We start from the raw sequence: 21,452 nt of genomic DNA on the forward strand, positions 1-21,452 counted from the left end.
AATGTGATTATTTTGCGTTTCTTTTTAACAAGACAAAGGAAAGAAAAAACCATATTTAATTTAATCATCGATAATGGCGTTAATTACAAAAATTAGAGAGAAGTCAGGACTTGCAGCAGCGGCCATCGCAATCAGTTTAATACTTTTTTTAGTAGGAAGTGATATTTTTCAAGGAAAATCCTCGTTTTTCGGAACAAATAGTCAAGAAGTAGGAGAAATAGCAGGTGAGAAAATCATGATTGCTGATTTCCAGAAAAAAGTGGAAGAGGCAACAGCCAATTATACAGCTCAAACGGGAAAAGGCCCAAGTGAGCAGGAACAACAAATGATTCGTGAGCAAGTGTGGAACCAATTGGTGTTGGATATTGCTTACAAAAAAGAATTTGATGCCTTAGGTTTACAAGTTTCTGATGAAGAATTAGTGGATATGGTGCAAGGAAATAACATCCATCCATCTGTTCGTCAACAATTCACCAATCCACAAACTGGACAATTCGACAAAACATACGTGATTCAGTTCTTGAAGAACTTAAAAACTATGCCAGCTCAGCAGCAACAAGCTTGGGCTAATTTTGAAAAGTCTTTGGTTCAGGATCGTATTCGTTCTAAATACGAAAACATTATGCGTTTGTCGAACTTTGTAACTTCAAATGAAGCACAAAAGGAATACCAAACGCAAACAGCTAAATTCAATGCTCGTTTGGTACACGTTCCATTCTATTCAATCAATGATTCAACTATCAAAGTTGAAAATTCTCAATTGGAAGAATATTTAGCAAAACATAAGGAACAATACAAAGGGTATAACTCTCGTTCAATTCAATATGTAACTTTCCCAGTTATTCCAACCAAACAAGATACTGTTGAGTTTTACAATCAAATTAAGAAATTAGCGAAAGATTTAGCAGTTGCTCCAAATGATTCTGCATTTGCTATGTTAAATTCAGATGTAAGAACTCCTTATTTAGTTTCTTATTCAGATATCCCAGAAGCTGTTAAAACCCAATTAGGAACCTTCCAAGTGGGTGGTATTTACGGTCCATTTAAAAATGGTTTAACTTACTCTATCTACAAATACGGTGGAGTTAAAAAAGATACATTGTTTACTATTCGCGCAAGTCACATTTTAATTTCACCAGCAAACAAATCTGATTCAGCAAAAGCGCAAGCAAAAACAAGAGCAGAAGGAATTTTAGCGCAAATCAAAGGTGGTGCAAACTTTGAGACATTAGCTCAAATGAATGGCATGGACGGAACTGCACAGAATGGTGGAGATTTAGGATATTTCAAAAATAATGGCGGAATGGTTAAGCAGTTTGAAAAAGCTGTTTTTGGATTCTCTGGTTCGGGTTTATTACCATCTATCGTTGAAACAGATTTTGGTTACCACATTGTTAAAGTAACAGATCCTAAAACTAATATTTCATATCGTTTAGCAGCCATCAATAAAAACATCGCCCCATCTCAATCAACATTAGATAGAGTTTATGCTCAAGCAGATAACTTTTCAAATGCAAATGGTACGTTGGGTGCTTTTGAAGCAGCCTTGAAAAAGGATAAAAGCTTAATCATGATGCGTGCAGATAAAATTGCAGAAAATGCAACATCAATCAATACACTTGCTAATGCTCGTGAAATTGTTCGTTGGGCATTTGACGACAATACGGCTGTAGGTGATGGATCTCACAAAGTATTTGAGCAAGAAAATCAATACATCGTTGCATATTTAACTGCAAAGTCAGATAAAGACAAGGTGAAAGTAGATGATTATCGCGATGAAATCACTTCTTTAGTTAAAAACCAATTGAAAGGTGAGAAAATCAAAGCTAAAATGTCTGGACTAAGCGGAACATTAGAGCAAATTGCACAAAAATATGGTGCAGGTGCAATCGTAGAAAACGTAAGTAATATTTCTTTATCAAATGGCGTATTAAATACTGCTGGTCCAGATGCAACAGCATTGGGACGTATTTCAGGAATGAAAGTAGGTAAGAGAAGTAAGGCATTTGTTGGAGACAATGGAGTTTATATTATCGAAAAAACAGGTGCTACTCCTGCTCCAGCTTTAGCAGATTACAGTGTATTTAAAAACCAAATTCAATCGATGACTTCACAGAGAACGTCCTATTACATCAATGAAGCCATCAAAGAAAATGCAAATATTGTTGATAGAAGAAATAAATTCTATTAATAGTTCGTTATATTATTTTGAAAAGCATTCTGAAAAGGATGCTTTTCTTTTTTAAAAAAACATGAAATCAATTTTCCTTTCTTACAAATGGTTAATTCTTGGCATCATTTGCCTAGCACTTTCTCCTTTGCTAAGAACAAAGTTTGATTTGAGCGAAGAGAAAAAATTCTCTATAAGTACTGGGACTAAATCAATTTTAGACTCCTTAAAAGCACCTATTAAGGTCAAAGTATTTTTAGACGATGAAAATACACCAGGTGGCTTCAAAAGACTTCATGAGGCTATTATATCTACGCTAAATGAATTTAAAGATTACAGTTCGCAACAAATAGAAGTTGAACAAGTTCATATTTATAAAGATTACCCTACCGAACGCGATAGAAATGAATTAGCCTTTTATTTAGATTCTTTGGGCCTTCCACCGACCAATGTTGTCAATACTGAAGACGGTAAAAAAACCCAAATAATGGTTTTTCCTGGCATAGTGATTGAATTCAACCAGCAAGTTGTAGCAAGTCTTTTGTTAAAAGGAAATAAATTAAGTAATCCCCAAGAAATTCTGAACCAAAGCATGGAAGGACTTGAGTTTGAAATTATTCAAGCTATCCGTCAACTCCAAAATCCTGTAAGAAAAAAAGTAGGATTTTTATTAGATTACAGCGCTACTCCAGCCATCCAACAATGGGATTTAATTAGAAATTTAAAGAAAAAGTACGATTTATATCCGGTAGATTTAGACAATTCCATGACCTTAGATGGCTTGGATGCCATTTGTTTGATTCAACCCAACAAACCTATTCCAAGCCAGAATGTATTTAAAATTGATCAGTTTTTGGTTAAAGGAGGTAAAGCCTTATTTTTTATGGACGGCTGCCGGGTAGATACGGTGCAAAATCAAGGATTAATAATTACCCCAACAAAAACGGGTTTAGAGGAATTATTCTTCAAAAATGGATTTCGAATAAATGCAGATTTGGTAAAAGATGCGCAATTGTGTGCTGCCATACCTTTGGTGGTGGGTAATTATGGCGACAAACCCAATATTCAATTGATGCCTTGGCCAGCCTTTCCTTTATTAACTGGAAATAATCAAAATAACATCACAAGAAATTTAGATAATATTTATGGAAAATTTGTTTCTAGTATTGATACGCTAGGAAATACTCAATTAAAAATTACCCCACTTTTACATTCTGGAAAATTCACGCAGCTACAAAAGGCACCTGCCACTCTCCCCTTTTCAGCATCAGGAAAGGAATTTGAGCCAAGTAATTTTAAATCAGGCGAAAAAATTAGTGCGATAATTTCTGAAGGAATTTTTAATTCTATTTTTGCCAATAGGATTTTACCCAATGACTCGCTGCAATCTATTTTTGTTGAAAAAGGAAACAAAAAAGCGGGCATTTTGTTAGTTGCAGATGGCGATATTCCTTTAAATTCATTAGATCCCAAAACCAATCAACCTCTACCATTAGGTTTTGATGTTTTTTCACAACATACTTTTGGCAATAAAGATTTTATTTTGAATGCATTTTCCTATTTATTGGATGACCAAAATGCCTTAATGGCTAGAAGTAAAAAAATAATTCTTCGACCACTAGACAAAGAGAAAATTGCCGCTGAAAAATCATTTTGGAAAACTTTAAACCTTAGTGTTCCTATTATTTTCGGACTTTTTATGGGATTTGGAATTCTTTTTTGGAGAAAGAGGAAATACCAACAATAAACTTTGAAATCCACGTAAAAAATTTTAACTTCAAGATTGAAATTACAATTTGCAATTTTTGCATAAAACTATAAACGGAAAAGATTAGTATGAGATTTTTAGTTGCCTCAAACGTATTATTAAAACAACTTTCAGCCATCAATGGAGTAGTAGCAAGTAATCCTATTTTACCCATTTTAGAAAATATTTTAGTTGAATTAGAAGGCAACCAGTTAACCTTAACGGCTTCTGATTTACAAACTGTAATGACGACCACCTTAGAGGTTGAAGGTTCAGAAAATGGTTCCATTGCCCTCCCTGCTAAGTTATTATTAGAAACCTTACGTAGTTTACCAGACCAACCAGTTACCCTTTCAGCTGATCAGGCAACTTTTGGTTCAGAAATCTCAACCAGCAATGGTAGATTCAAATTAAGTGGAGAAAATCCTATTGATTTTCCAAAGATTCCTGAGGTTACCAAAAATCAATCGATTGATGTTTCAGCTTTAGTTTTAGGGGAAGCAATTGCAAACACTTTGTTAGCAGTTTCAAATGATGATATGCGTCCTGCAATGACAGGTGTTTTGATTCAAATGAATCCAGAGCATACTAATTTTGTAGCTACAGACGGACACCGTTTAGTTCGTTACAGAAGAACTGATATTCAGACTGAGCAATCAAGTTCATTAATTTTACCTAAAAAAGCTTTAGCTTTACTAAAAGCAACTTTACCATCAGATGATTCTCAAGTTAAAGTTGAGTTCTCGGCCTCAAATGCATTTTTTAATTTCCAAAGCATTCAATTGATTTGTAGAATTATCGATGAGCGTTTTCCTGAATATGAAAACGCAATTCCGAAACAAAACGAAAATATCATTACCATCAATCGTTTAGAACTATTGAGTTCAGTTAAACGTATTTCAATTTATTCGAATAAGACAACTCACCAGATTCGCTTAAAAGTTACCGGAAATAAATTATCAGTTTCTGCTGAAGATTTAGATTATTCAAATGAGGCGAATGAGGCCTTAACTTGCGAATACAAAGGAACGGATATGGAGATTGGTTTCAATGCAAAATTGATCTCTGAATTATTAAGCAATTTAGGTTCAAAATTTGTAGATATTAAATTGAGTGAGCCTAATAAGGCAGGCTTAATCATTCCATCTGACCAAGATGACAATGAGGATATCCTATTATTAGTAATGCCAGTTATGTTAAATTCATATAACTAATCCCATGAAAAAGTTTTTAAGCCTATCACTAATCTTTATTTCCTTGACTGTAATTGCTCAAGATGAACCAAAGGGAGTTAATTTCTTTGAAGGTTCATTTAAACAAGCATTAGCAAAGGCAAAAAAAGAAAATAAATTGGTTATGCTAGATGCCTACACTACTTGGTGTGGTCCTTGCAAGGTACTAAAAACAAAAGTATTTCCTAACAAAGAATTAGGTGATTACATGAATCAACATTTTGTTTCCATAGGTGTAGATATGGAAGCTGGAGAAGGCATACAACTAGGCAATACTTACCCAATAGATGGTTATCCAACCTTAATCTTTTTTGATTCTGACGGAAAGATCAAAAAGAAAATACTAGGACTTCCAAGAGGCGGTGCGCAGGAACTTTTATCTGTTGTGAAAGCAATTAAATAATTGTTAGTTGTTAGTTGTTAATTGTTAATTGTTAATTATAGAATTACACAGACCCCTGCGGGGTTTAATTTTAAATAGCCCTGGGTTGCAAACCCGGGGTTTTAATATAAATATGACCACAATATTAATAATAATTATTTCCATTTTAGGATTATCCCATAACCAAATCGGAGGACAAAAAGACTCAAACGGCTGTTTAACAGGTGCGGGCTTTCAATGGTCAAATTTAGAAAAAAGTTGTATTAGAGCATTTGAATTGAAAATTCAATTGACCAATTCAAAAAAATCTTTCAACGCAGGAGTTTTATTCAACTCAAATAAATCAAAAGCAGAAGTTTTTAGCAAGGAAGGATCATACATCTTAACAAAATACAAAACCGATAATTATTCAGGAAAACTTGCAGGAAAACCGATTACCCTACACAAAAAAAATGGGAAGTGGATTGTATCCAATTCCCAAAACAAAATTTTATACTCACAACCCTAACCACCCCTTATACCTTATACCTAATACCTTATACCTTATACCTTATACCTAACGAAGATCATTCACCTCCACACCAGGATAAGCCTTTTTATCAAAATTAAAAGTTTTATCTTCAACCGCTATTTTCAAATTTAGTTTTGTCACTTTAAAATTCTGCTTTTTCCCATTCTTATTTTGGATGGTCCATTCACGTACCTCATTGCTACCTTTGTCGAGCTTCATCGTAATTTTTTGAACCTGCACATTTTTGGCAGTTGGTTGCAATTCAATAACAGCTAAATTACCAGAGTCGGAAAGTAAATTGGATTTATAAGATTTCTTATCAAAAGAATAGATTTTAGCTGGACTCAGGTCTCCTTCTGATGGATCAAAAGTAGAAATATTTACCTCATTAATTTCCTTAACATAGGTTGCTACCTCTTTGCCATTATTAAAAATCTCTTGCCCAACCGTCTTTAATCTAAACTTGTTCCCCTTTACTGTAATTGAACCACTCATAGCTCCACCTCCATCATTTTGATAGCTAAAATTGGCAGAAAATGCACCGGCTGCCTTGAATTTAGACTGCATTTTATCGATGTATGATTGCGCTTTATTTTGAGCAATTGCAATACTACTAATGGCTAATAAACTAATAATAGATAGTAATTTTTTCATTCGGTTATAAATTTTTAAGTAATTCGTCTAATTCATCTTCACTCTTTACCAAAACTTCACGTGCTTTAGAACCACCAAAAGGCCCAACAATTTTTGCTGCCTCTAATTGGTCAATCAGTCGGCCTGCACGATTATAACCCAACTTCAATTTACGTTGAATTAAACTCGTGCTTCCTTGTTGGTGCATAACAATTAATCGTGCTGCTTCATCAAAATATTGATCACGGTTCGATGGGTCAAAATCGCCACGCTCCTGTCCACCTGTTTCCTCTGCCTCTGATTCTGGCAATAAATATGCCGATTGGTAACCTTGTTGATTTCCGATATAATCACAAATGGCTTCAACCTCTGGAGTATCCACGAATGCACATTGTAAACGGATAATCTCAGATCCCATAGACAAAAGCATATCCCCCATTCCCACCAATTGGTCAGCACCTGAGGCATCTAAAATAGTTCTTGAGTCAATTTTAGACATTACCTTGAATGACAAACGTGCTGGGAAGTTAGCTTTAATTGTACCCGTGATGACATTCACGGAAGGTCGTTGTGTCGCAACTACTAAGTGGATACCAATGGCACGTGCCAATTGAGCCAAACGAGCAATTGGGTGCTCAACTTCTCGACCTGCAGTCAAAATCAAATCCGCTAACTCATCAATTACCAAGACAATATAAGGCAAGAAACTATGCTTGTTAGGGTCTAAACGGCGATTAATAAACTTCTGATTGTATTCTTTAATATTTCTACAACCGGCATCCTTAAGTTTGTCGTAACGCAAATCCATTTCTTTACATAATGAATTCAAGGTCGCAACCACCTTTTTTGTATCGGTAATAATTGCTTCCTCCGCATCAGGTAAACAAGCCAAGAAATGTCTTTCAATTTTATTAAACAAAGACAATTCAACCTTTTTAGGGTCAACTAAAATAAATTTTAGGGTGGCAGGATGTTTTTTGTATAACAAAGATGCTAAAATCATGTTCAGACCAACCGACTTACCTTGTCCCGTAGCACCGGCCATCAACAAGTGAGGCATTTTGGCTAAATCTGCCACAAAAATCTCGTTAGAAATTGTTTTACCTAATGTTATAGGCAAATCAAAATTACAATTTCGGAATTTCTCCGACCCAATAACTGCACGAACCGGAACCATTTCTCGATTCTTGTTGGCAACCTCAATTCCGATGGTTCCTCGACCTGGCATTTGTCCAATGATACGAACTCCCATGGCAGCCAAGGAAAGTGCTAAATCATCTTCTAAACTGGTAATTTTACTTACACGAACTCCCGCCTTTGGTACAATTTCGTACAAGGTTACTGTTGGCCCAATCGTCGCTTCAATCTTTGAAATGCCGATTCCATAATTGTTCAAAGTTTCAACAATTCGCTCCTTATTTTCAATTAATTCATCCTTTGTAACCTGAGTTGCACTTGCCTTTTGGTCGTATTCCTTTAACAAATCAATTCCTGGATATTTATATTTTGGAAGATCAGCCAATGGGTCATAAGGTCCCATTTGGGCTAAGATATCGTTTGCTTTGGAATCGATTTCATCTAAAGGTTCAACCACTGCACCTTCCGCATCATCCTTCACATCGGCAACAGTTACTTGAAAATCTAAATCTTCTTCAGGTACATTTTCAACCTCAACTTCTGGCTCTTCAACAATTTCTAATGGAGTTGTTTCAACTTCATCAAAAGTTCCCAAAGTATCTTCTTCCTCTAACGAATCATCATTTTTACCAAGTTCTGGGGGCAAATGAGGTCTAAAATTCTCTTCATCTTCGCTGTCTTCTCGCTCAATAAAATCATCTTCTAAATCATCATATACCCCAGATGATTCTGATGGAAGTGCTGACCCTACTGATTTTCGATTTTTGGCAGGAACTGGATTTAATTGATAGAAGAGTACAATGAAAACAACACCTACAAAGGCTGTGACAAATATGGATAAATACCCTAGCAATTGGTGTAATTTTTCATTAGCAAAATAGCCAAATCCACCACCTAAAGAATGGGGTAAATCAAATTGATAAACAATAAATCCGCAAATTAGGCTAAACCAAGGGATGTAAAATAAAATCTGCCAGGTATAGGAATTCAAATTTCCAATTTCTTTACGAAACATCAATTTCAAGGCACTCAGAAAAAACAACGGAATTAATAAAATGGACGAAATACCGAATGTTTTAAATAGGAAAAAATGAGCAATTCTTGCGCCAATTAATCCAGCCATATTTTTAACAGGAATATCAGAACCTTCAATTAATTCTAAAGCCGAGGCATCCACCTCACTTTGATCTGCAATACCATACAGCAAGCTAGAAAAAAAGGAAACAGTTAATAACAATCCAATAATTGCAAAAAACACTCCCGTAAAAAATCTGAATTGATTTGATTTGGAAGGTGTTGATTCTTGATTCCCTTTACTTTCTTGTTCAAAATTTAACTGAAGCGCAGCGGAAGATTCTGTAATCTTTTTTGCCATTTAAAAAGCTAATATAATAAACTGTTAAGTTACTAAATTTCGATAAATTTTACCAACCTTTTTTTAGGATGGCTTGATTGATTTCCTTAATTAATCCGGGACCCTCATAAATAAATCCACTATAAATTTGAACTAAACTTGCCCCAGCTTCTAATTTCTCCATAGCATCTTGGGCAGAATAAATTCCTCCAACGCCAATAATCGGGAATTTACCATCAGATTTTTGGTGTAAATAAGCAATTACTTCAGTAGATCTTTTGGTTAATGGCTTTCCGCTTAATCCGCCCATTTCATTTTTCAAATGTGCATCAGACTTTAAGCCCTCTCTACTCAAGGTAGTATTTGTTGCAATGACACCTGCTAATTTTGTCTCCAAAACAATTTCAATTACATCATCTAATTGATCATCTGTTAAATCCGGAGCAATTTTTAATAAGATGGGTTTTTGTACAGGTTTCTGATGATTCAATTCCTGCAAACTACTCAATAATTTTTTCAAAGGCTCCTTTTCCTGCAAAGCTCTTAAATTAGGTGTATTGGGTGAACTTACATTCACTACAAAATAATCAATTACCTCAAATAGGGCCTCAAAACCTTTTTTATAATCTTCATCAGCTTCTTCATTAGGAGTAAGCTTATTTTTACCCAAATTTCCCCCAACAATAACTTTTGATTTTCTATTCAACAATCGCTCTTTCACTACCTCCAAGCCATCGTTATTAAATCCCATCCGATTGATTATGGCCTCATCTTCAACTAAGCGAAACAAACGAGGTTTGGGATTTCCGTCTTGCGGCTTTGGGGTAACAGTACCGATTTCGATGAAACCAAATCCCAATTCAGCAAATTCATCAATCAAAAGAGCATTTTTATCAAATCCTGCCGCTAAACCTACGGGATTTGGAAATGTTATTCCAAAAACTGTCCGTTCCAATTTAGAATCTTCTAAACAATAAATGTTTCTGAAAATTAATTTTACTCCGGGAATTTTCATCAAAAATTTCAACACATCGGCAACTAGATAATGTGCTTTTTCCGGAGAAAATAAAAATAAAAAAGGCTTTATAAACAGATGATACATATAAGATTACCCAACCAATAATTGGGCTAATAAATAATCAGCAACTAAAATGGCAATACAAGAATTTGTAACAGCGGAGGTACTTGCCTTCCCTACCTCATACGCACCACCTTTAGTAAAAAATCCTTGATAAGATGCTATGGTAGTTACTAAAAAAGCAAAAACAACTGATTTTGTTAAGGCAAAAAAGACGTAATTTCCTTTGAAACTAAACTGTAAACCTTGAATATATTCTTGAGGAGTAATGGCGCCTGTCAACCAACCTGCTACATATCCACCCATAATAGCTAAAAAACAAGCCATTGTCACCAGCATAGGAAAGGTCACCATGGCTGCAACAACTTTTGGTAGAACTAGATAGGAACTCGAATTAATTCCCATAACTTCCAATGCATCTATTTGTTCTGTTATTCGCATCGTACCTAATTGACCAGCAATATTTGAACCAACCTTTCCTGCTAAAACTACACAAGTAATCGTAGGTCCCATTTCTAAGATGGTTGAATCGCGAACTATTAAGGAAATAATATATTGTGGAACAAAAGGATTGTCCATATTAGAAGCAGTTTGAACACAAGTTACGGCCCCCAAAAAGGTAGAAACAATTGCTACAATTAATAAGGAGCTGATGCCAATATCAATACATTCAGCAAAAACAAGATTCATATAAACCTTTAATTTTTCCCTATTTCTAAATAAGGTACTCAAGAAAATTAAATATTTACCTAAATTTGACATCTGTTTGCATTCCAATCATACAAAGATAATGAACAAAACGGTAGTAATTAGTGGAGGTAGTCAAGGAATTGGTAAGTCATTGGTAAAAATTTTTCTAAATCATGATTTTAAGGTTTATACCTGTGCACGAAATCAAATGGGTTTAGATAAACTTTCTAAGGAGATGAACCATCAGAATCTTTTTACTTTCCAGGCTGATGTAAGTAAAAAAGAGGATGTTTTGCACTTCGCTAATTGGATCCTTTCTAAAGAACAATCCGTTGATGTGTTAATCAATAATGCTGGTTTTTTTGAACCGGGACAAATACAAAGCGAAGAAGATGGTGTTTTAGAACGACAAATTGAAACAAATTTGTATTCGGCTTACCATTTAACAAGAGCACTTTTGCCCAAAATTCAAACATTTGGACACATTTTTAACATGTGCTCTGTGGCATCTATTACACCTTACGTCAATGGTGGCTCCTATTGCATCAGCAAATTTGCACTTTTAGGATTCAGTAAAGTATTGCGAGAAGAATTAAAAGACAGAAAAATAAAAGTAACATCAGTATTACCTGGAGCAACTTTAACCTCATCATGGGAAGGTGTAAATCTGCCCAAAGAACGATTCATCGACCCAGACGATATTGCAAATACTATTTATTCCAATTATAATTTAAGTCCATCTGCAGTGGTTGAAGAAATTCTTATTCGACCGATGGAGGGGGACGTTTGAGTTATGAATTATGAGTTATGAATTGTTAAATAAAATATAACCCATAACCCATAACTCATAACCCATAACCCATAACTCATAACCCATAATTAAACAAATGTTACCATTAGCTGAACGAATGCGACCTATTGAACTTAATGACTACATCGGGCAAAAACATCTGATGGGAGCTGAAAGTCCATTGAGGAAGGCTTTGGAGCATGGACATTTGTCTTCGTGTATCCTGTGGGGTCCTCCTGGAGTAGGAAAAACCACATTGGCTGGTTTAATTGCAAAAGAATTAAAAAGGCCATTTTACACTCTTTCTGCCATCCAAGCTGGAGTAAAAGAGGTAAGGGAGGTATTAGAATCGGCTAAAAAACAAAGAATATTTGATTCCCCTTCTCCTATTTTATTCATTGATGAGATTCACCGATTCTCCAAATCTCAGCAAGATTCCTTATTGGGTGCAGTTGAAAAAGGTATTGTTACATTGATTGGTGCAACGACTGAAAATCCTTCTTTTGAAGTCATTTCAGCTCTTTTATCAAGGTGCCAAGTCTATACCTTGAAAAATTTAGAAGCCAATGATTTGTTAGAAATGCTGCAAAAAGCCATTGAAAAGGATGTGGTTTGTAAGACATTTCAAATCAAATTAGAAGAAACAGATGCATTGTTTCACTTTTCAGGTGGTGATGGCAGAAAATTATACAATTTATTCGAAATTTTAGTTAATACACAGGCAAACAAAGACTTGAAGATTACCAATGCCTTGGTTACAGAAAGATTACAAAAAAATCTTGCAAATTACGACAAAGACGGTGAACAACATTACGACATTATTTCTGCCTTTATCAAATCCATTCGAGGCTCAGACCCCGATGCAGGTGTATATTGGTTGGCAAGAATGTTGGCCGGCGGCGAATCCTTGGAATTTATTGCCCGAAGGTTATTAATTTTAGCCTCTGAAGATATTGGATTAGCCAACCCCAATGCTCTATTGCTTGCTCAAACTTGTTTTGAAGCTTGCAGAGTCATTGGAAATCCAGAATCACGCATAATTTTATCCCAAACGGTCATTTATTTGGCCAATTCTCCCAAAAGCAATTCGGCTTATATAGCCATTAACAAAGCCATGGAGTTTGTTCAAAATACAGGTAATTTACCAGTTCCCCTGCATTTAAGAAATGCTCCTACACGACTAATGAAAGAAATTGGATATGGTGCAGATTATAAATATCCACACGACTTTCCCAACAATTGGGTGGAACAAAATTACTTTCCTGAATTGCCTGAAAATCCTCAATTTTACAATCCTGGAAATAATTCACAAGAAAATAAAACGAAAAAATAAGCCAAAAGGGATTATTTTAGTAAATTGCTATTAATTCCCTACCTTCTAAATGGCAATTATGGAAGTTCAAAACCCTCAACACCTTCCTTTTGAATTAACGAAAGAATTTCTAAATGAAATTCAAGCCTTAATTGAACAAGATTCAAAGGAAGAATTAATTGCCAAAATTGAAGATTTATTTCCTGCAGATATTACGAGTATTCTATATGAACTCAATGGACAAGAATCCAAATATTTAGTACAATTATTGGAAGTTAAGGTCGCCGCTGAAATTATATCAGATTTAGATTCTGACGATCGTATTAAATTCCTAAAAAATTTCACATCTCAGGAAATCGCAGTTTACATCAATGAAATTGATTCAGATGATGCGGTGGATATTTTAAACGAACAACCCGTTCGAATTCGTGAGGAAGTAATTGCCTTATTGAAGGACCGTGTTCAGGCGAGATATATCATTGATTTAATGCATTACGATGAAGATTGTGCAGGTGGATTGATGCAAAAAGAGTTGATTAAAATCAACGTAAAACAGACCGTTACGGAATGTGTGGAGGAAATTCGTCGACAAGCGGAAGAGGTTGAAAAGGTTTATTCTGTTTATGTAGTGGATGATGATGGCCAATTATTAGGAACAGTATCATTGAAAAAAATCATTTTGGCCAAACGCGGTTCCAAAATTCAAGATGTTTTTGATTCAGATGAAATAGTATCTGTACCAACCTATATGTCGGGCGAAGAAGTGGCAGATATTATGCAAAAATATGATCTTGAAGCCATTCCAGTTGTTAATATTCAAGGAAGGTTATTAGGTCGCATTACCATCGACGACGTGGTCGATTTTATTACTGAATCGGCGCAAGAGGATATTCAGGTGATGGCCGGTATTTCGGAGGATGTTGAAGAAGATGACTCCGTTTGGCTTTTGGTACGATCGCGTTTACCTTGGTTAATTGGAGGAATGGTAGGTAGTTTTTTAGCAGCCAAATTAATCGAACAATTCGATTCTGCCATTTCACTTATGCCAACTATTTCTGCCTTTATCCCCTTAATTGGCTCTACAGGAGGAAACGTAGGAATTCAATCCTCATCCCTGATTGTGCAATCATTGGCCGATAAAAGTGGATTGGACACTACTTTTGGAAAACGTTTAAAAAAGGTAATTGTAGTTGCTTTAATCAACGCCCTAATTGCAGGCTGTTTTTCATTTGCCTGCTCATTTTTAGTTGACAATGGTGATACCATGCTTTCACTTACGGTCGCAATCTCACTTTTTGCGGTAGTTATGTTGGCCTCATTGATGGGAACTCTAACCCCATTGGCACTAAACCAATTAAAAATCAATCCCGCTGTAGCTTCTGGACCATTTATAACCACAACCAATGATATCCTAGGTTATGGTGTTTATTTCTTAATCGTCTATTTATTGCTATGATTGCCGTCGTTCAACGGGTTTCTGAGGCAACGCTTCGAATTGAAAACTCCATATACTCCCAAATTCAAACTGGATTTCTTGTATTATTAGGAATTCATGAAAATGATGAAATAGATGACGTAAACTATCTTGCACAAAAAATTGTAGGATTACGCATATTTTCAGACGAAGAAGGTAAGATGAATTGGGACCTACAGCAGGTCCAAGGAAACATTTTATTGGTTTCACAATTTACTTTGCATGCAAACACTAAAAAAGGAAATCGTCCAAGTTTCATCGAAGCTGCTCGACCAGAAAAAGCAATTCCTTTGTACGAAAAAATGATTGATATCCTAGAGGAGAAATCAGGAAAACCGATTCAAACAGGACAATTTGGTGCAGATATGCAAATAACTTTAGTCAACGATGGTCCGGTCACCATCATCATAGATTCTAAAAATCCTTAAATATGGAAATTAAAGCGGCCCAAAAATTAGTTGATGATTGGATTCAAACAGTTGGAGTTCGGTATTTTAATGAACTGACAAATATGGCCATGCTGACAGAGGAAGTGGGAGAAGTTGCGCGCATCATTGCACGGAGGTACGGTGAACAATCTGAAAAAGAATCAGATAAGTCGAAAAATTTAGGCGATGAAATGGCTGATGTATTGTTTGTATTGATTTGTCTGGCCAATCAAACTGGGGTAGATTTAGAAGAAGCTTTTAAAAGAAATTTAGAGAAAAAAAGCATTCGTGATGCAGAAAGACACCATAACAATCCAAAATTAAAAGCATGAAAATTGGTATTTTAGATGGATTTACCTTGTTTCAATCAGATATTGATTGGAAATTATTAGAAAATTTTGGAGAAGTAGTCTACCAAGATCGAAGAGAAGGAAAAACAATACTAAATAATCTTTTAGATTCAGAAATTCTAATTACCAATAAATACGTACTAAACGCATCTAATTTGCCTCAATTTTCGAAGGTGAAACTTATCATTGTTTCAGCAACAGGGTATAATTGCGTGGATGTTGAATACTGTAAAAATCATCAAATTTTTGTGTGCAATGTTCCAAATTACGGAACCTATTCAGTGGCTCAACATGCATTAGCTCTACTTTTGAATTATACGAATGCGGTGGAGACCCATGCTCAGTCGGTAAAAAAAGGCGAATGGGTGCAATCAAAAGACTGGTGTTTTCAAAAGCAGCCTTTGATAGAATTGTATGGCAAGACCATGGGAATTATTGGAATGGGGTCTATTGGAAAGGCTTTTGCCCAGATGTGTCAAAGCTTAGGAATGCGCATCATTTATTCTCATACTCGTGATTTGGAAATTGAAAACATGGAATATGTTGATCTAAAAAAATTGGCACAGCAATCCGATTTCATTAGTTTGCATTGTCCATTGACTGAAAATACGAATCAACTCATTGATCAACATTTTATAGCAAATACCAAAAGCAATTTGGTTTTAATCAATACCTCACGAGGTGGACTTATTCATTCTCAAGATCTTGCAAATGCCTTAAATGAAGGAAAAATTGCTGCTGCTTTATTAGATGTGTTAGAAGTTGAACCACCAGAGGAGGGAAATCCACTTTTAAGTGCAAAAAATGTAAGCATTACTCCACACAATGCCTGGATTAGTTTTGAAGCGAGAACAAGAATTTTTACAACTATTCAACAAATCCTTAATGCATTTCAACAAGGTAATGTAATCAATCGAATTGCCTGATTATTTCGGAGGAATCTGCGATTTTTCAATAGTTCTTCCCATTTTAATCCCTTCTTCTTTTTCCGGAACAAAAGGAACAACAAGGGATAAATGATCTAATACTGGATTTAAAGATTGAATGGCAGGGTGACGCACATCAAACTCAGCTTCTCCAGAAATTTTACCATAATCTTCATCAGAAACACCCTCATGTTTATTACCAACATTTGAAAACTGAGCAACATGACTTAATTTATCACCTCCCAGCTTTCCTCCCTCCCAACTTACAACAGTACCACCATGTAACCAGTTGAATCCTGAAATAGTAAAATTCTTTCCATTTAATTTTTCAACTTCAGAAAGTGGTAAGCCTAAAAATAAACCACTTTTAGTTATCCATTTAGAAGAATTTCCCTGAATACTCAAATCTGAAATTTGACCTTTATGATAAAATACAAATACCGTTTGGTCAGAATTTGGAAACAAAATACTACCTTGTAGAGTGTCGTCTGACATCACTATAGATGTATCTTGAATCACATTTTCTTTGCCAAACTTTTGAACTAATCCCTCCACATTTTGCAAAGCCAATAAATTATCTAAAACTTGAGTAGGTGCCTGAGGAAGAGCATCTGCTTGTTTTTCAGTAGATTTTGAGCAAGAAAAGGCTAAAAGCGTAAAAAGTAAAAGGATTATTTTTTTCATAGATCTATTCAATAATCCTTAAAAGTACAATTTTTTAAACTTTTTGACAATTTGCAGCATCTGATAAATATCATTAATAGAGACGAGTGACCAGAAACGAGAATTCAAAGCAAAACACTCGTATTTTGTCACTCATTTCTCGTCACTCGTCTAATGTCTCTATTATTAATACCGCTAAACTCCTCGCACCATGGGCCCCAATGACTAAAGATTGTTCAATATCGGCAGTTTTAGAAGGACCTGCTAAAAAGAGTCCAAATCCTGGATTATTTGAACCTAATTTCGCATAAGCAGCATGCATGGTAGCTACTATGTTTTCTTTTTTTAGTTGAATGACCAAATGTTGACAAATAAATGGAGCCACTCGATGAGGCAATTGATCTTCCGAAATCCAAATTGCTCCATTTTCAGCAACACCCAATTTTCCTTGAATCAACAATACATCCACGTCAGATAAAGCCAGGCCATTTTCCAACACGTTATCAGAGGTAAACACAAATTTACGAGGATGAACTTCTTTTATGGCCTGATCAATTTGATCTTTCGAAATCACTTTACCTATAGCACCCACAACAGTCAAAGCATTTTGAAAATCTTCCAAATGGGAACCTAAATCTGTTTCAATTGCCTTGAAATCCCCAGGATGTTGGGCTCCCAAAGGTGCTAGTGCATTTATTTTCGATAAAATTGATTCTCTGCTTGTCATATTTTGGGTCCCTGGGTTTCACCCTGGGCTATTTAAAATTGAACCCCTGCGGGGTTCGTTGCAAAATTATTTATTTCCCGGAGCTTCGCACCGGGCTATTTAAAATTGAACCCCTGCAGGGTTCGTTGCAAAATTATTTATTTCCCGGAGATTCGCACCAGGCTATTTAAAATTGAAACCCTGCGGGGTTCGTTGCAAAATTATTTATTTCCCGGAGCTTCGCACCGGGCTATTTAAAATTGAAACCCTGCGGGGTTCGTTGCAAAATTATTTATTTCCCGGAGCTTCGCACCGGGCTATGCAGGTAAAGCCCTTCGGGCTTTGTTGTTACCTCATACCTCATACCTCATACCTCATACCTCATACCTCATACCTCATACCTCATACCTCATACCTCATACCTCATACCTCATACCTCATACTTTATCCCTTTTTTTGTACCATTCCTGAAAACTCTCCTTCGGGGCCTCGGGCATTTCTCTTTGCCAATACCATGGATTTAATTTATTATTTGCAAGAAATGGCACGTTTTTTAATACCCAACGACCTATTCTACCAGCAAACTGAAAAATTCTCGGATGAGCAAATAATATGGCCATGCCTTTCATTCCTAACTCTTTCCCTTTAGGAGCGAAGCCTACTTTGGTGATTTCTTGTCGCCACAACCACAATTGTTGATCGATATTTATTTTCACTGGACAAACATTTGAACAACTGCCACATAGAGTACTGGCAAAAGGCAAATCTGCATTGGCTTTCATATCAAAATTGGGTGCCAAAATAGAACCGATGGGCCCTGCTACTGCCTGGTGGTAACTGTGTCCACCCGAACGTCTATAGACAGGACAAGTATTAAAACATGCAGCACAACGGATACATTTCAAAGAATTCCTAAATTCTGGACGAGCCAATTGTCTGGTTCTTCCATTATCAACCAAAACAATGTGCATTTCTTGTCCTTTACGTGGAGCTTTAAAATGACTAGAATAGGTTGTAATTAATTGTCCTGTTGCTGATCGAGCCAACAATCGTAAAAAGACACCCAAATCATTTCGATAAGGAATGATTTTCTCCAATCCCATACAGGCAATATGGACATCTGCCAAGTGTGCCCCCATGTCGGCATTTCCTTCATTGGTACAGACCACAAACTCGCCTGTTTCAGCCACTGCGAAATTAACCCCTGTAATAGCCACTTTCGATTGTAAAAATTTTTCACGCAAATGTTGGCGAGCAGCTTCCGTTAAAAATTGGGGGTCTTTATTTCCTTTGGGTGTTCCTAAATGCTCATGAAAGGTTTCACCCACATCTTCTTTCTTGAGGTGAATAGCAGGTAAAACAATATGACTTGGTGCTTCTTTTCTAAATTGAACAATTCGCTCACCTAAATCTGTATCCACTACCTCAATGCCTTTTTCTGCTAAATATTCATTCAAATGACATTCTTCGGTCAACATTGATTTACTTTTCACCAATTGTGAGACCCCTTTTTTAGCAATTATCGAATGAACAATTTGATTATGCTCCTTCGCATCAGCAGCCCAATGCACCTTTATTCCATTTTGGATAGCATTTTGTTCAAATTGAACTAATAATTCTCCCAAATTGTCGAGTGTAAAATTTTTTATTTGAGAAGCTTGCTCTCGTAAATCTTCCCATTCTGGTAATGCCTTAGAAGCCTTATCACGCTTAGCACGAACCCACCAAAGGGTTTCGTTGTGCCAGTCGGTGCGCTCACCGTCTGCAATGAATTCCGCTGCTACTGCTGAGTGACTACGCATGATTTAATATTTCTACAATGTGTTTAATTTGAATTTTTGAACCTTTACGTTTCAAAATCCCATCCAAATGCATCAAACAGGAAGTGTCTGCACCAACAATATATTCAACTTCAATCTCCTCATGCTCTTGAATTCGATCTTGCCCCATTTTTACAGATACAGCTTCTTCTGTCACACAAAATGTACCCCCAAAACCGCAACATTCATCCACTTTGGCTGGTAATTTCCAGGTTAATCCCTCAACTAAATCTAGCAGTGTTCCCAATTTTGAAAAATGGGGTAAGTTACGTTCCGACATAGAAGATAAGCCTAATCCACGTTGCCCATGGCAACTTTGGTGTAATCCAACCGTATGTGGAAATTTCCCAGGCACTGACTTCACTTGCAAAACATCCACTAAAAATTCACAAATTTCAAAAACTGATGACCTGATTTTCAGATTGGGATGATGCTCTTTTAAATGTAATATACATGACCCAGAAGGCCCTACGATGTAATCATATCCAGTAAAAAGCTTCTCAAAATGTTGATCAACTCCTTGATTAATATGGGAAAAACCTGAATTTGCCATCGGTTGTCCGCAACAAGTTTGTCCCATAGGAATCTCCACATCACAACCCAATTTCTCCAATAATTCCAAAGAAGCTTTAGCCACATGTGGATAAAACTGGTCTATATAACATGGAACAAAAAGTGCTACTTTCATCCTTTAAAAGCAATCAATTGAATTAAATCTGCTGGTACTTCTCGCTCATTCCAACTCTCATGAATTGCTAATGCAGCTCCTAAACTACTAGCCTGGGCCACTTCGGCCCCAAAAATTTCTGAATTAGGAAAGGCTAAGGCCAAACAATTCATAAAAATACTATTTTTACTGAATCCACCATCTACTAAAATCCTACATTTATCACCATTATACACAAATTTTAAGCTATAAAGTAATTGAATCACTAAGTCAGTAACAAAGTCTTGATAAGACAATTCGATAGTTGTATAACTATTTAAATTTTTATTTAAAAAATCACTTGCTTTAAGAAAATCGGCGGAACGTTTCTTGTTTTTTTCCATGGATAATTTACTCAGGAACAATTCTGCCACTTGATTATCAAATTTAACCGTTTTATAAAAATCAGAATCTGCCTTAAAGTGTTCTGCTAATTGTTTAATTACAATTTCATGCTCATTTCCTGCAAAAAGTCGAGAAGCTTTCACAGGATTTCCGTCCAATTGCATATAAGCCAACACATCGTTTTCAAGCTCTTCTTCAGAAAGTGGAGAATGATTAAATGGATTCATGGAAATACACCAAGTCCCGGTTGAAATCAGAATAAATGGCTCTTTGAATTGTCGAATATAGGGTACCAAAGCAGCGGAGGAATCGTGTAAACCTAATCCAACTTGAATGGCCTTATCATATATGGCAGGATAAGTACAAGTCCCTGCCTCTATCGGAGGAAGTTTTTGAAATACTTCTTCCTTTTTAACCCAAGGATGATACTGTTTCGAATCAAAATCCCAAAGCATGGTATGACAACCAATGGAAGTCATTTCTGTTACGCGTTCCCCATGAAATAAAAAACTCAAATAATTGGGAAAATGCAACACAGAACTAATTGATTCCCAATTGGCATGGTGACGTTCTTCATAAGCCTGATAACCAGAATTCAAATTCCCCAAAACAGGAGAACAAGTAATTCTTGCTAATTCTTTTTCAGGACCGTATTTGTGAAAAAACAAATCGAATAATTCTTGCTGAACAGGCTTTAAATAGTTTTTTAAATATCCGACAACTTTTCCTTGTGCATCAATATTCACTAAACTTGCTCCATAACCTGAAAAATTCAATGCCTTAACCTGCCAATTTGCATTGGCCAACACTTCCTTAAACGATTGTTTCAACCAATTTTCTAACAAAGACACATCTTCTGTAGGAAAACCTTCCTTATCCCGAATTTCTTGAAATTGAGTAGATTGCTCATGAATAACTTGGTATGAATCGTTAAAGACCAACAATTTCTTGTTGGTCTTTCCAATATCAAAAATAACAATACAATCTATTTTGCTCAT

The 21,452-nt window shown here is 35.8% G+C and carries 20 protein-coding genes; 11 read left to right on the forward strand and 9 right to left on the reverse strand.

Translation table 11 applies throughout. The annotated features are described in order from the left end of the window. The first annotated feature begins 73 nt into the window (after nt 1-73). The 5 genes from EOJ36_RS10165 to EOJ36_RS10185 all read left to right on the forward strand — a co-directional run bounded on the left by EOJ36_RS10165 (nt 74) and on the right by EOJ36_RS10185 (nt 6,039). Nucleotides 74-2,191: a peptidylprolyl isomerase gene (locus EOJ36_RS10165; RefSeq protein WP_127805004.1), complete on the forward strand. Its 2,118-nt coding sequence runs from the start codon at nt 74-76 to the stop codon at nt 2,189-2,191. 61 nt (nt 2,192-2,252) lie between these two features. Then, a complete protein-coding gene (gene gldG, locus EOJ36_RS10170; RefSeq protein WP_127805006.1) occupies nt 2,253-3,917 on the forward strand; it encodes a gliding motility-associated ABC transporter substrate-binding protein GldG in 1,665 nt (554 codons plus the stop codon). An 89-nt stretch (nt 3,918-4,006) separates the two neighbouring features. Further along, a complete protein-coding gene (gene dnaN / locus EOJ36_RS10175) occupies nt 4,007-5,131 on the forward strand; it encodes a DNA polymerase III subunit beta (RefSeq protein WP_127805008.1) in 1,125 nt (374 codons plus the stop codon). 4 nt (nt 5,132-5,135) lie between these two features. Continuing rightward, nucleotides 5,136-5,552: a thioredoxin family protein gene (locus tag EOJ36_RS10180; protein WP_127805010.1), complete on the forward strand. Its 417-nt coding sequence runs from the start codon at nt 5,136-5,138 to the stop codon at nt 5,550-5,552. 112 nt (nt 5,553-5,664) lie between these two features. Then, the gene (locus EOJ36_RS10185) at nt 5,665-6,039 is read left to right on the forward strand and encodes a hypothetical protein (protein WP_127805012.1); all 375 of its coding nucleotides are present in this window, start codon (nt 5,665-5,667) and stop codon (nt 6,037-6,039) included. 48 nt (nt 6,040-6,087) lie between these two features. Here the strand turns inward: EOJ36_RS10185 and EOJ36_RS10190 are convergent, their stop codons facing one another. Genes EOJ36_RS10190 through EOJ36_RS10205 form a run of 4 tightly spaced genes read right to left on the reverse strand, consistent with a single transcriptional unit; the run spans nt 6,088 to nt 11,006 of the window. Continuing rightward, complete coding sequence (locus tag EOJ36_RS10190) at nt 6,088-6,696, reverse strand: LolA family protein (RefSeq protein ID WP_127805014.1); 609 nt, start codon at nt 6,694-6,696, stop codon at nt 6,088-6,090. 4 nt (nt 6,697-6,700) lie between these two features. Beyond that, nucleotides 6,701-9,187, reverse strand: a complete 2,487-nt coding sequence (locus EOJ36_RS10195; RefSeq protein WP_127805016.1) for an FtsK/SpoIIIE family DNA translocase — start codon at nt 9,185-9,187, stop codon at nt 6,701-6,703. Between the two features lie 49 nt (nt 9,188-9,236). Beyond that, nucleotides 9,237-10,268, reverse strand: coding sequence for a quinone-dependent dihydroorotate dehydrogenase (locus tag EOJ36_RS10200; protein ID WP_127805018.1), 1,032 nt, complete (start codon nt 10,266-10,268; stop codon nt 9,237-9,239). Nucleotides 10,269-10,274: 6 nt separating this feature from the next. Then, nucleotides 10,275-11,006 carry an MlaE family ABC transporter permease gene (locus EOJ36_RS10205; protein ID WP_127805020.1) on the reverse strand — a complete coding sequence of 244 codons (732 nt, stop codon included), beginning with the start codon at nt 11,004-11,006 and terminating at the stop codon, nt 10,275-10,277. 28 nt (nt 11,007-11,034) lie between these two features. Between EOJ36_RS10205 and EOJ36_RS10210 the strand changes: the two genes are divergently transcribed. The 6 genes from EOJ36_RS10210 to EOJ36_RS10235 all read left to right on the forward strand — a co-directional run bounded on the left by EOJ36_RS10210 (nt 11,035) and on the right by EOJ36_RS10235 (nt 16,214). After that, nucleotides 11,035-11,724 (forward strand): SDR family oxidoreductase, encoded by a 690-nt coding sequence (locus EOJ36_RS10210; RefSeq protein ID WP_127805022.1) that lies wholly within the window; start codon nt 11,035-11,037, stop codon nt 11,722-11,724. A gap of 97 nt (nt 11,725-11,821) precedes the next feature. Further along, the gene (locus EOJ36_RS10215; protein WP_127805024.1) at nt 11,822-13,057 is read left to right on the forward strand and encodes a replication-associated recombination protein A; all 1,236 of its coding nucleotides are present in this window, start codon (nt 11,822-11,824) and stop codon (nt 13,055-13,057) included. Nucleotides 13,058-13,115: 58 nt separating this feature from the next. Further along, nucleotides 13,116-14,492, forward strand: coding sequence for a magnesium transporter (gene mgtE / locus EOJ36_RS10220; RefSeq protein ID WP_127805026.1), 1,377 nt, complete (start codon nt 13,116-13,118; stop codon nt 14,490-14,492). Next, nucleotides 14,489-14,938 (forward strand): D-aminoacyl-tRNA deacylase, encoded by a 450-nt coding sequence (gene dtd / locus EOJ36_RS10225; protein ID WP_127805028.1) that lies wholly within the window; start codon nt 14,489-14,491, stop codon nt 14,936-14,938. Before mgtE ends, dtd begins: the two co-directional genes overlap by 4 nt. Before the next feature lie 2 nt (nt 14,939-14,940). Next, entirely contained in the window at nt 14,941-15,270 is a 330-nt protein-coding gene (locus EOJ36_RS10230) for a nucleotide pyrophosphohydrolase (RefSeq protein WP_127805030.1), read from the forward strand. After that, nucleotides 15,267-16,214 (forward strand): NAD(P)-dependent oxidoreductase, encoded by a 948-nt coding sequence (locus tag EOJ36_RS10235; RefSeq protein WP_127805032.1) that lies wholly within the window; start codon nt 15,267-15,269, stop codon nt 16,212-16,214. The genes EOJ36_RS10230 and EOJ36_RS10235 overlap by 4 nt, the downstream gene beginning before the upstream one ends. On the opposite strand, the gene EOJ36_RS10240 is transcribed toward EOJ36_RS10235, so the two are convergent. The 5 genes from EOJ36_RS10240 to EOJ36_RS10260 all read right to left on the reverse strand — a co-directional run bounded on the left by EOJ36_RS10240 (nt 16,215) and on the right by EOJ36_RS10260 (nt 21,452). Further along, nucleotides 16,215-16,898, reverse strand: coding sequence for a hypothetical protein (locus EOJ36_RS10240; RefSeq protein ID WP_127805034.1), 684 nt, complete (start codon nt 16,896-16,898; stop codon nt 16,215-16,217). Between the two features lie 142 nt (nt 16,899-17,040). After that, the gene (locus EOJ36_RS10245) at nt 17,041-17,604 is read right to left on the reverse strand and encodes a LutC/YkgG family protein (protein WP_127805036.1); all 564 of its coding nucleotides are present in this window, start codon (nt 17,602-17,604) and stop codon (nt 17,041-17,043) included. A 416-nt stretch (nt 17,605-18,020) separates the two neighbouring features. Continuing rightward, the gene (locus tag EOJ36_RS10250; protein WP_127805037.1) at nt 18,021-19,385 is read right to left on the reverse strand and encodes a lactate utilization protein B; all 1,365 of its coding nucleotides are present in this window, start codon (nt 19,383-19,385) and stop codon (nt 18,021-18,023) included. Continuing rightward, the gene (locus EOJ36_RS10255) at nt 19,378-20,091 is read right to left on the reverse strand and encodes a (Fe-S)-binding protein (protein WP_127805039.1); all 714 of its coding nucleotides are present in this window, start codon (nt 20,089-20,091) and stop codon (nt 19,378-19,380) included. The genes EOJ36_RS10250 and EOJ36_RS10255 overlap by 8 nt, the downstream gene beginning before the upstream one ends. Next, nucleotides 20,088-21,452, reverse strand: a complete 1,365-nt coding sequence (locus EOJ36_RS10260) for an FGGY family carbohydrate kinase (protein ID WP_127805041.1) — start codon at nt 21,450-21,452, stop codon at nt 20,088-20,090. Before EOJ36_RS10260 ends, EOJ36_RS10255 begins: the two co-directional genes overlap by 4 nt.

The organism is Sandaracinomonas limnophila, from assembly GCF_004005965.1.
Taxonomy (GTDB): Bacteria; Bacteroidota; Bacteroidia; order Cytophagales; family Spirosomataceae; genus Sandaracinomonas; species Sandaracinomonas limnophila.

What these genes read in the sequence shown, in the direction of transcription:
- EOJ36_RS10235 (WP_127805032.1), top strand. Translation starts at nt 15,267, where the DNA reads ATGAAAATTGGTATTTTAGATGGATTTACCTTGTTTCAATCAGATATT.
- dtd (WP_127805028.1), top strand. Translation starts at nt 14,489, where the DNA reads ATGATTGCCGTCGTTCAACGGGTTTCTGAGGCAACGCTTCGAATTGAA.
- EOJ36_RS10250 (WP_127805037.1), bottom strand. Translation starts at nt 19,385, where the DNA reads ATGCGTAGTCACTCAGCAGTAGCAGCGGAATTCATTGCAGACGGTGAG.
- EOJ36_RS10165 (WP_127805004.1), top strand. Translation starts at nt 74, where the DNA reads ATGGCGTTAATTACAAAAATTAGAGAGAAGTCAGGACTTGCAGCAGCG.
- mgtE (WP_127805026.1), top strand. Translation starts at nt 13,116, where the DNA reads ATGGAAGTTCAAAACCCTCAACACCTTCCTTTTGAATTAACGAAAGAA.
- EOJ36_RS10260 (WP_127805041.1), bottom strand. Translation starts at nt 21,452, where the DNA reads ATGAGCAAAATAGATTGTATTGTTATTTTTGATATTGGAAAGACCAAC.
- EOJ36_RS10195 (WP_127805016.1), bottom strand. Translation starts at nt 9,187, where the DNA reads ATGGCAAAAAAGATTACAGAATCTTCCGCTGCGCTTCAGTTAAATTTT.
- EOJ36_RS10245 (WP_127805036.1), bottom strand. Translation starts at nt 17,604, where the DNA reads ATGACAAGCAGAGAATCAATTTTATCGAAAATAAATGCACTAGCACCT.
- EOJ36_RS10255 (WP_127805039.1), bottom strand. Translation starts at nt 20,091, where the DNA reads ATGAAAGTAGCACTTTTTGTTCCATGTTATATAGACCAGTTTTATCCA.
- EOJ36_RS10185 (WP_127805012.1), top strand. Translation starts at nt 5,665, where the DNA reads ATGACCACAATATTAATAATAATTATTTCCATTTTAGGATTATCCCAT.
- dnaN (WP_127805008.1), top strand. Translation starts at nt 4,007, where the DNA reads ATGAGATTTTTAGTTGCCTCAAACGTATTATTAAAACAACTTTCAGCC.
- EOJ36_RS10190 (WP_127805014.1), bottom strand. Translation starts at nt 6,696, where the DNA reads ATGAAAAAATTACTATCTATTATTAGTTTATTAGCCATTAGTAGTATT.
- EOJ36_RS10210 (WP_127805022.1), top strand. Translation starts at nt 11,035, where the DNA reads ATGAACAAAACGGTAGTAATTAGTGGAGGTAGTCAAGGAATTGGTAAG.
- EOJ36_RS10180 (WP_127805010.1), top strand. Translation starts at nt 5,136, where the DNA reads ATGAAAAAGTTTTTAAGCCTATCACTAATCTTTATTTCCTTGACTGTA.
- EOJ36_RS10205 (WP_127805020.1), bottom strand. Translation starts at nt 11,006, where the DNA reads ATGTCAAATTTAGGTAAATATTTAATTTTCTTGAGTACCTTATTTAGA.
- gldG (WP_127805006.1), top strand. Translation starts at nt 2,253, where the DNA reads ATGAAATCAATTTTCCTTTCTTACAAATGGTTAATTCTTGGCATCATT.
- EOJ36_RS10200 (WP_127805018.1), bottom strand. Translation starts at nt 10,268, where the DNA reads ATGTATCATCTGTTTATAAAGCCTTTTTTATTTTTATTTTCTCCGGAA.
- EOJ36_RS10215 (WP_127805024.1), top strand. Translation starts at nt 11,822, where the DNA reads ATGTTACCATTAGCTGAACGAATGCGACCTATTGAACTTAATGACTAC.
- EOJ36_RS10240 (WP_127805034.1), bottom strand. Translation starts at nt 16,898, where the DNA reads ATGAAAAAAATAATCCTTTTACTTTTTACGCTTTTAGCCTTTTCTTGC.
- EOJ36_RS10230 (WP_127805030.1), top strand. Translation starts at nt 14,941, where the DNA reads ATGGAAATTAAAGCGGCCCAAAAATTAGTTGATGATTGGATTCAAACA.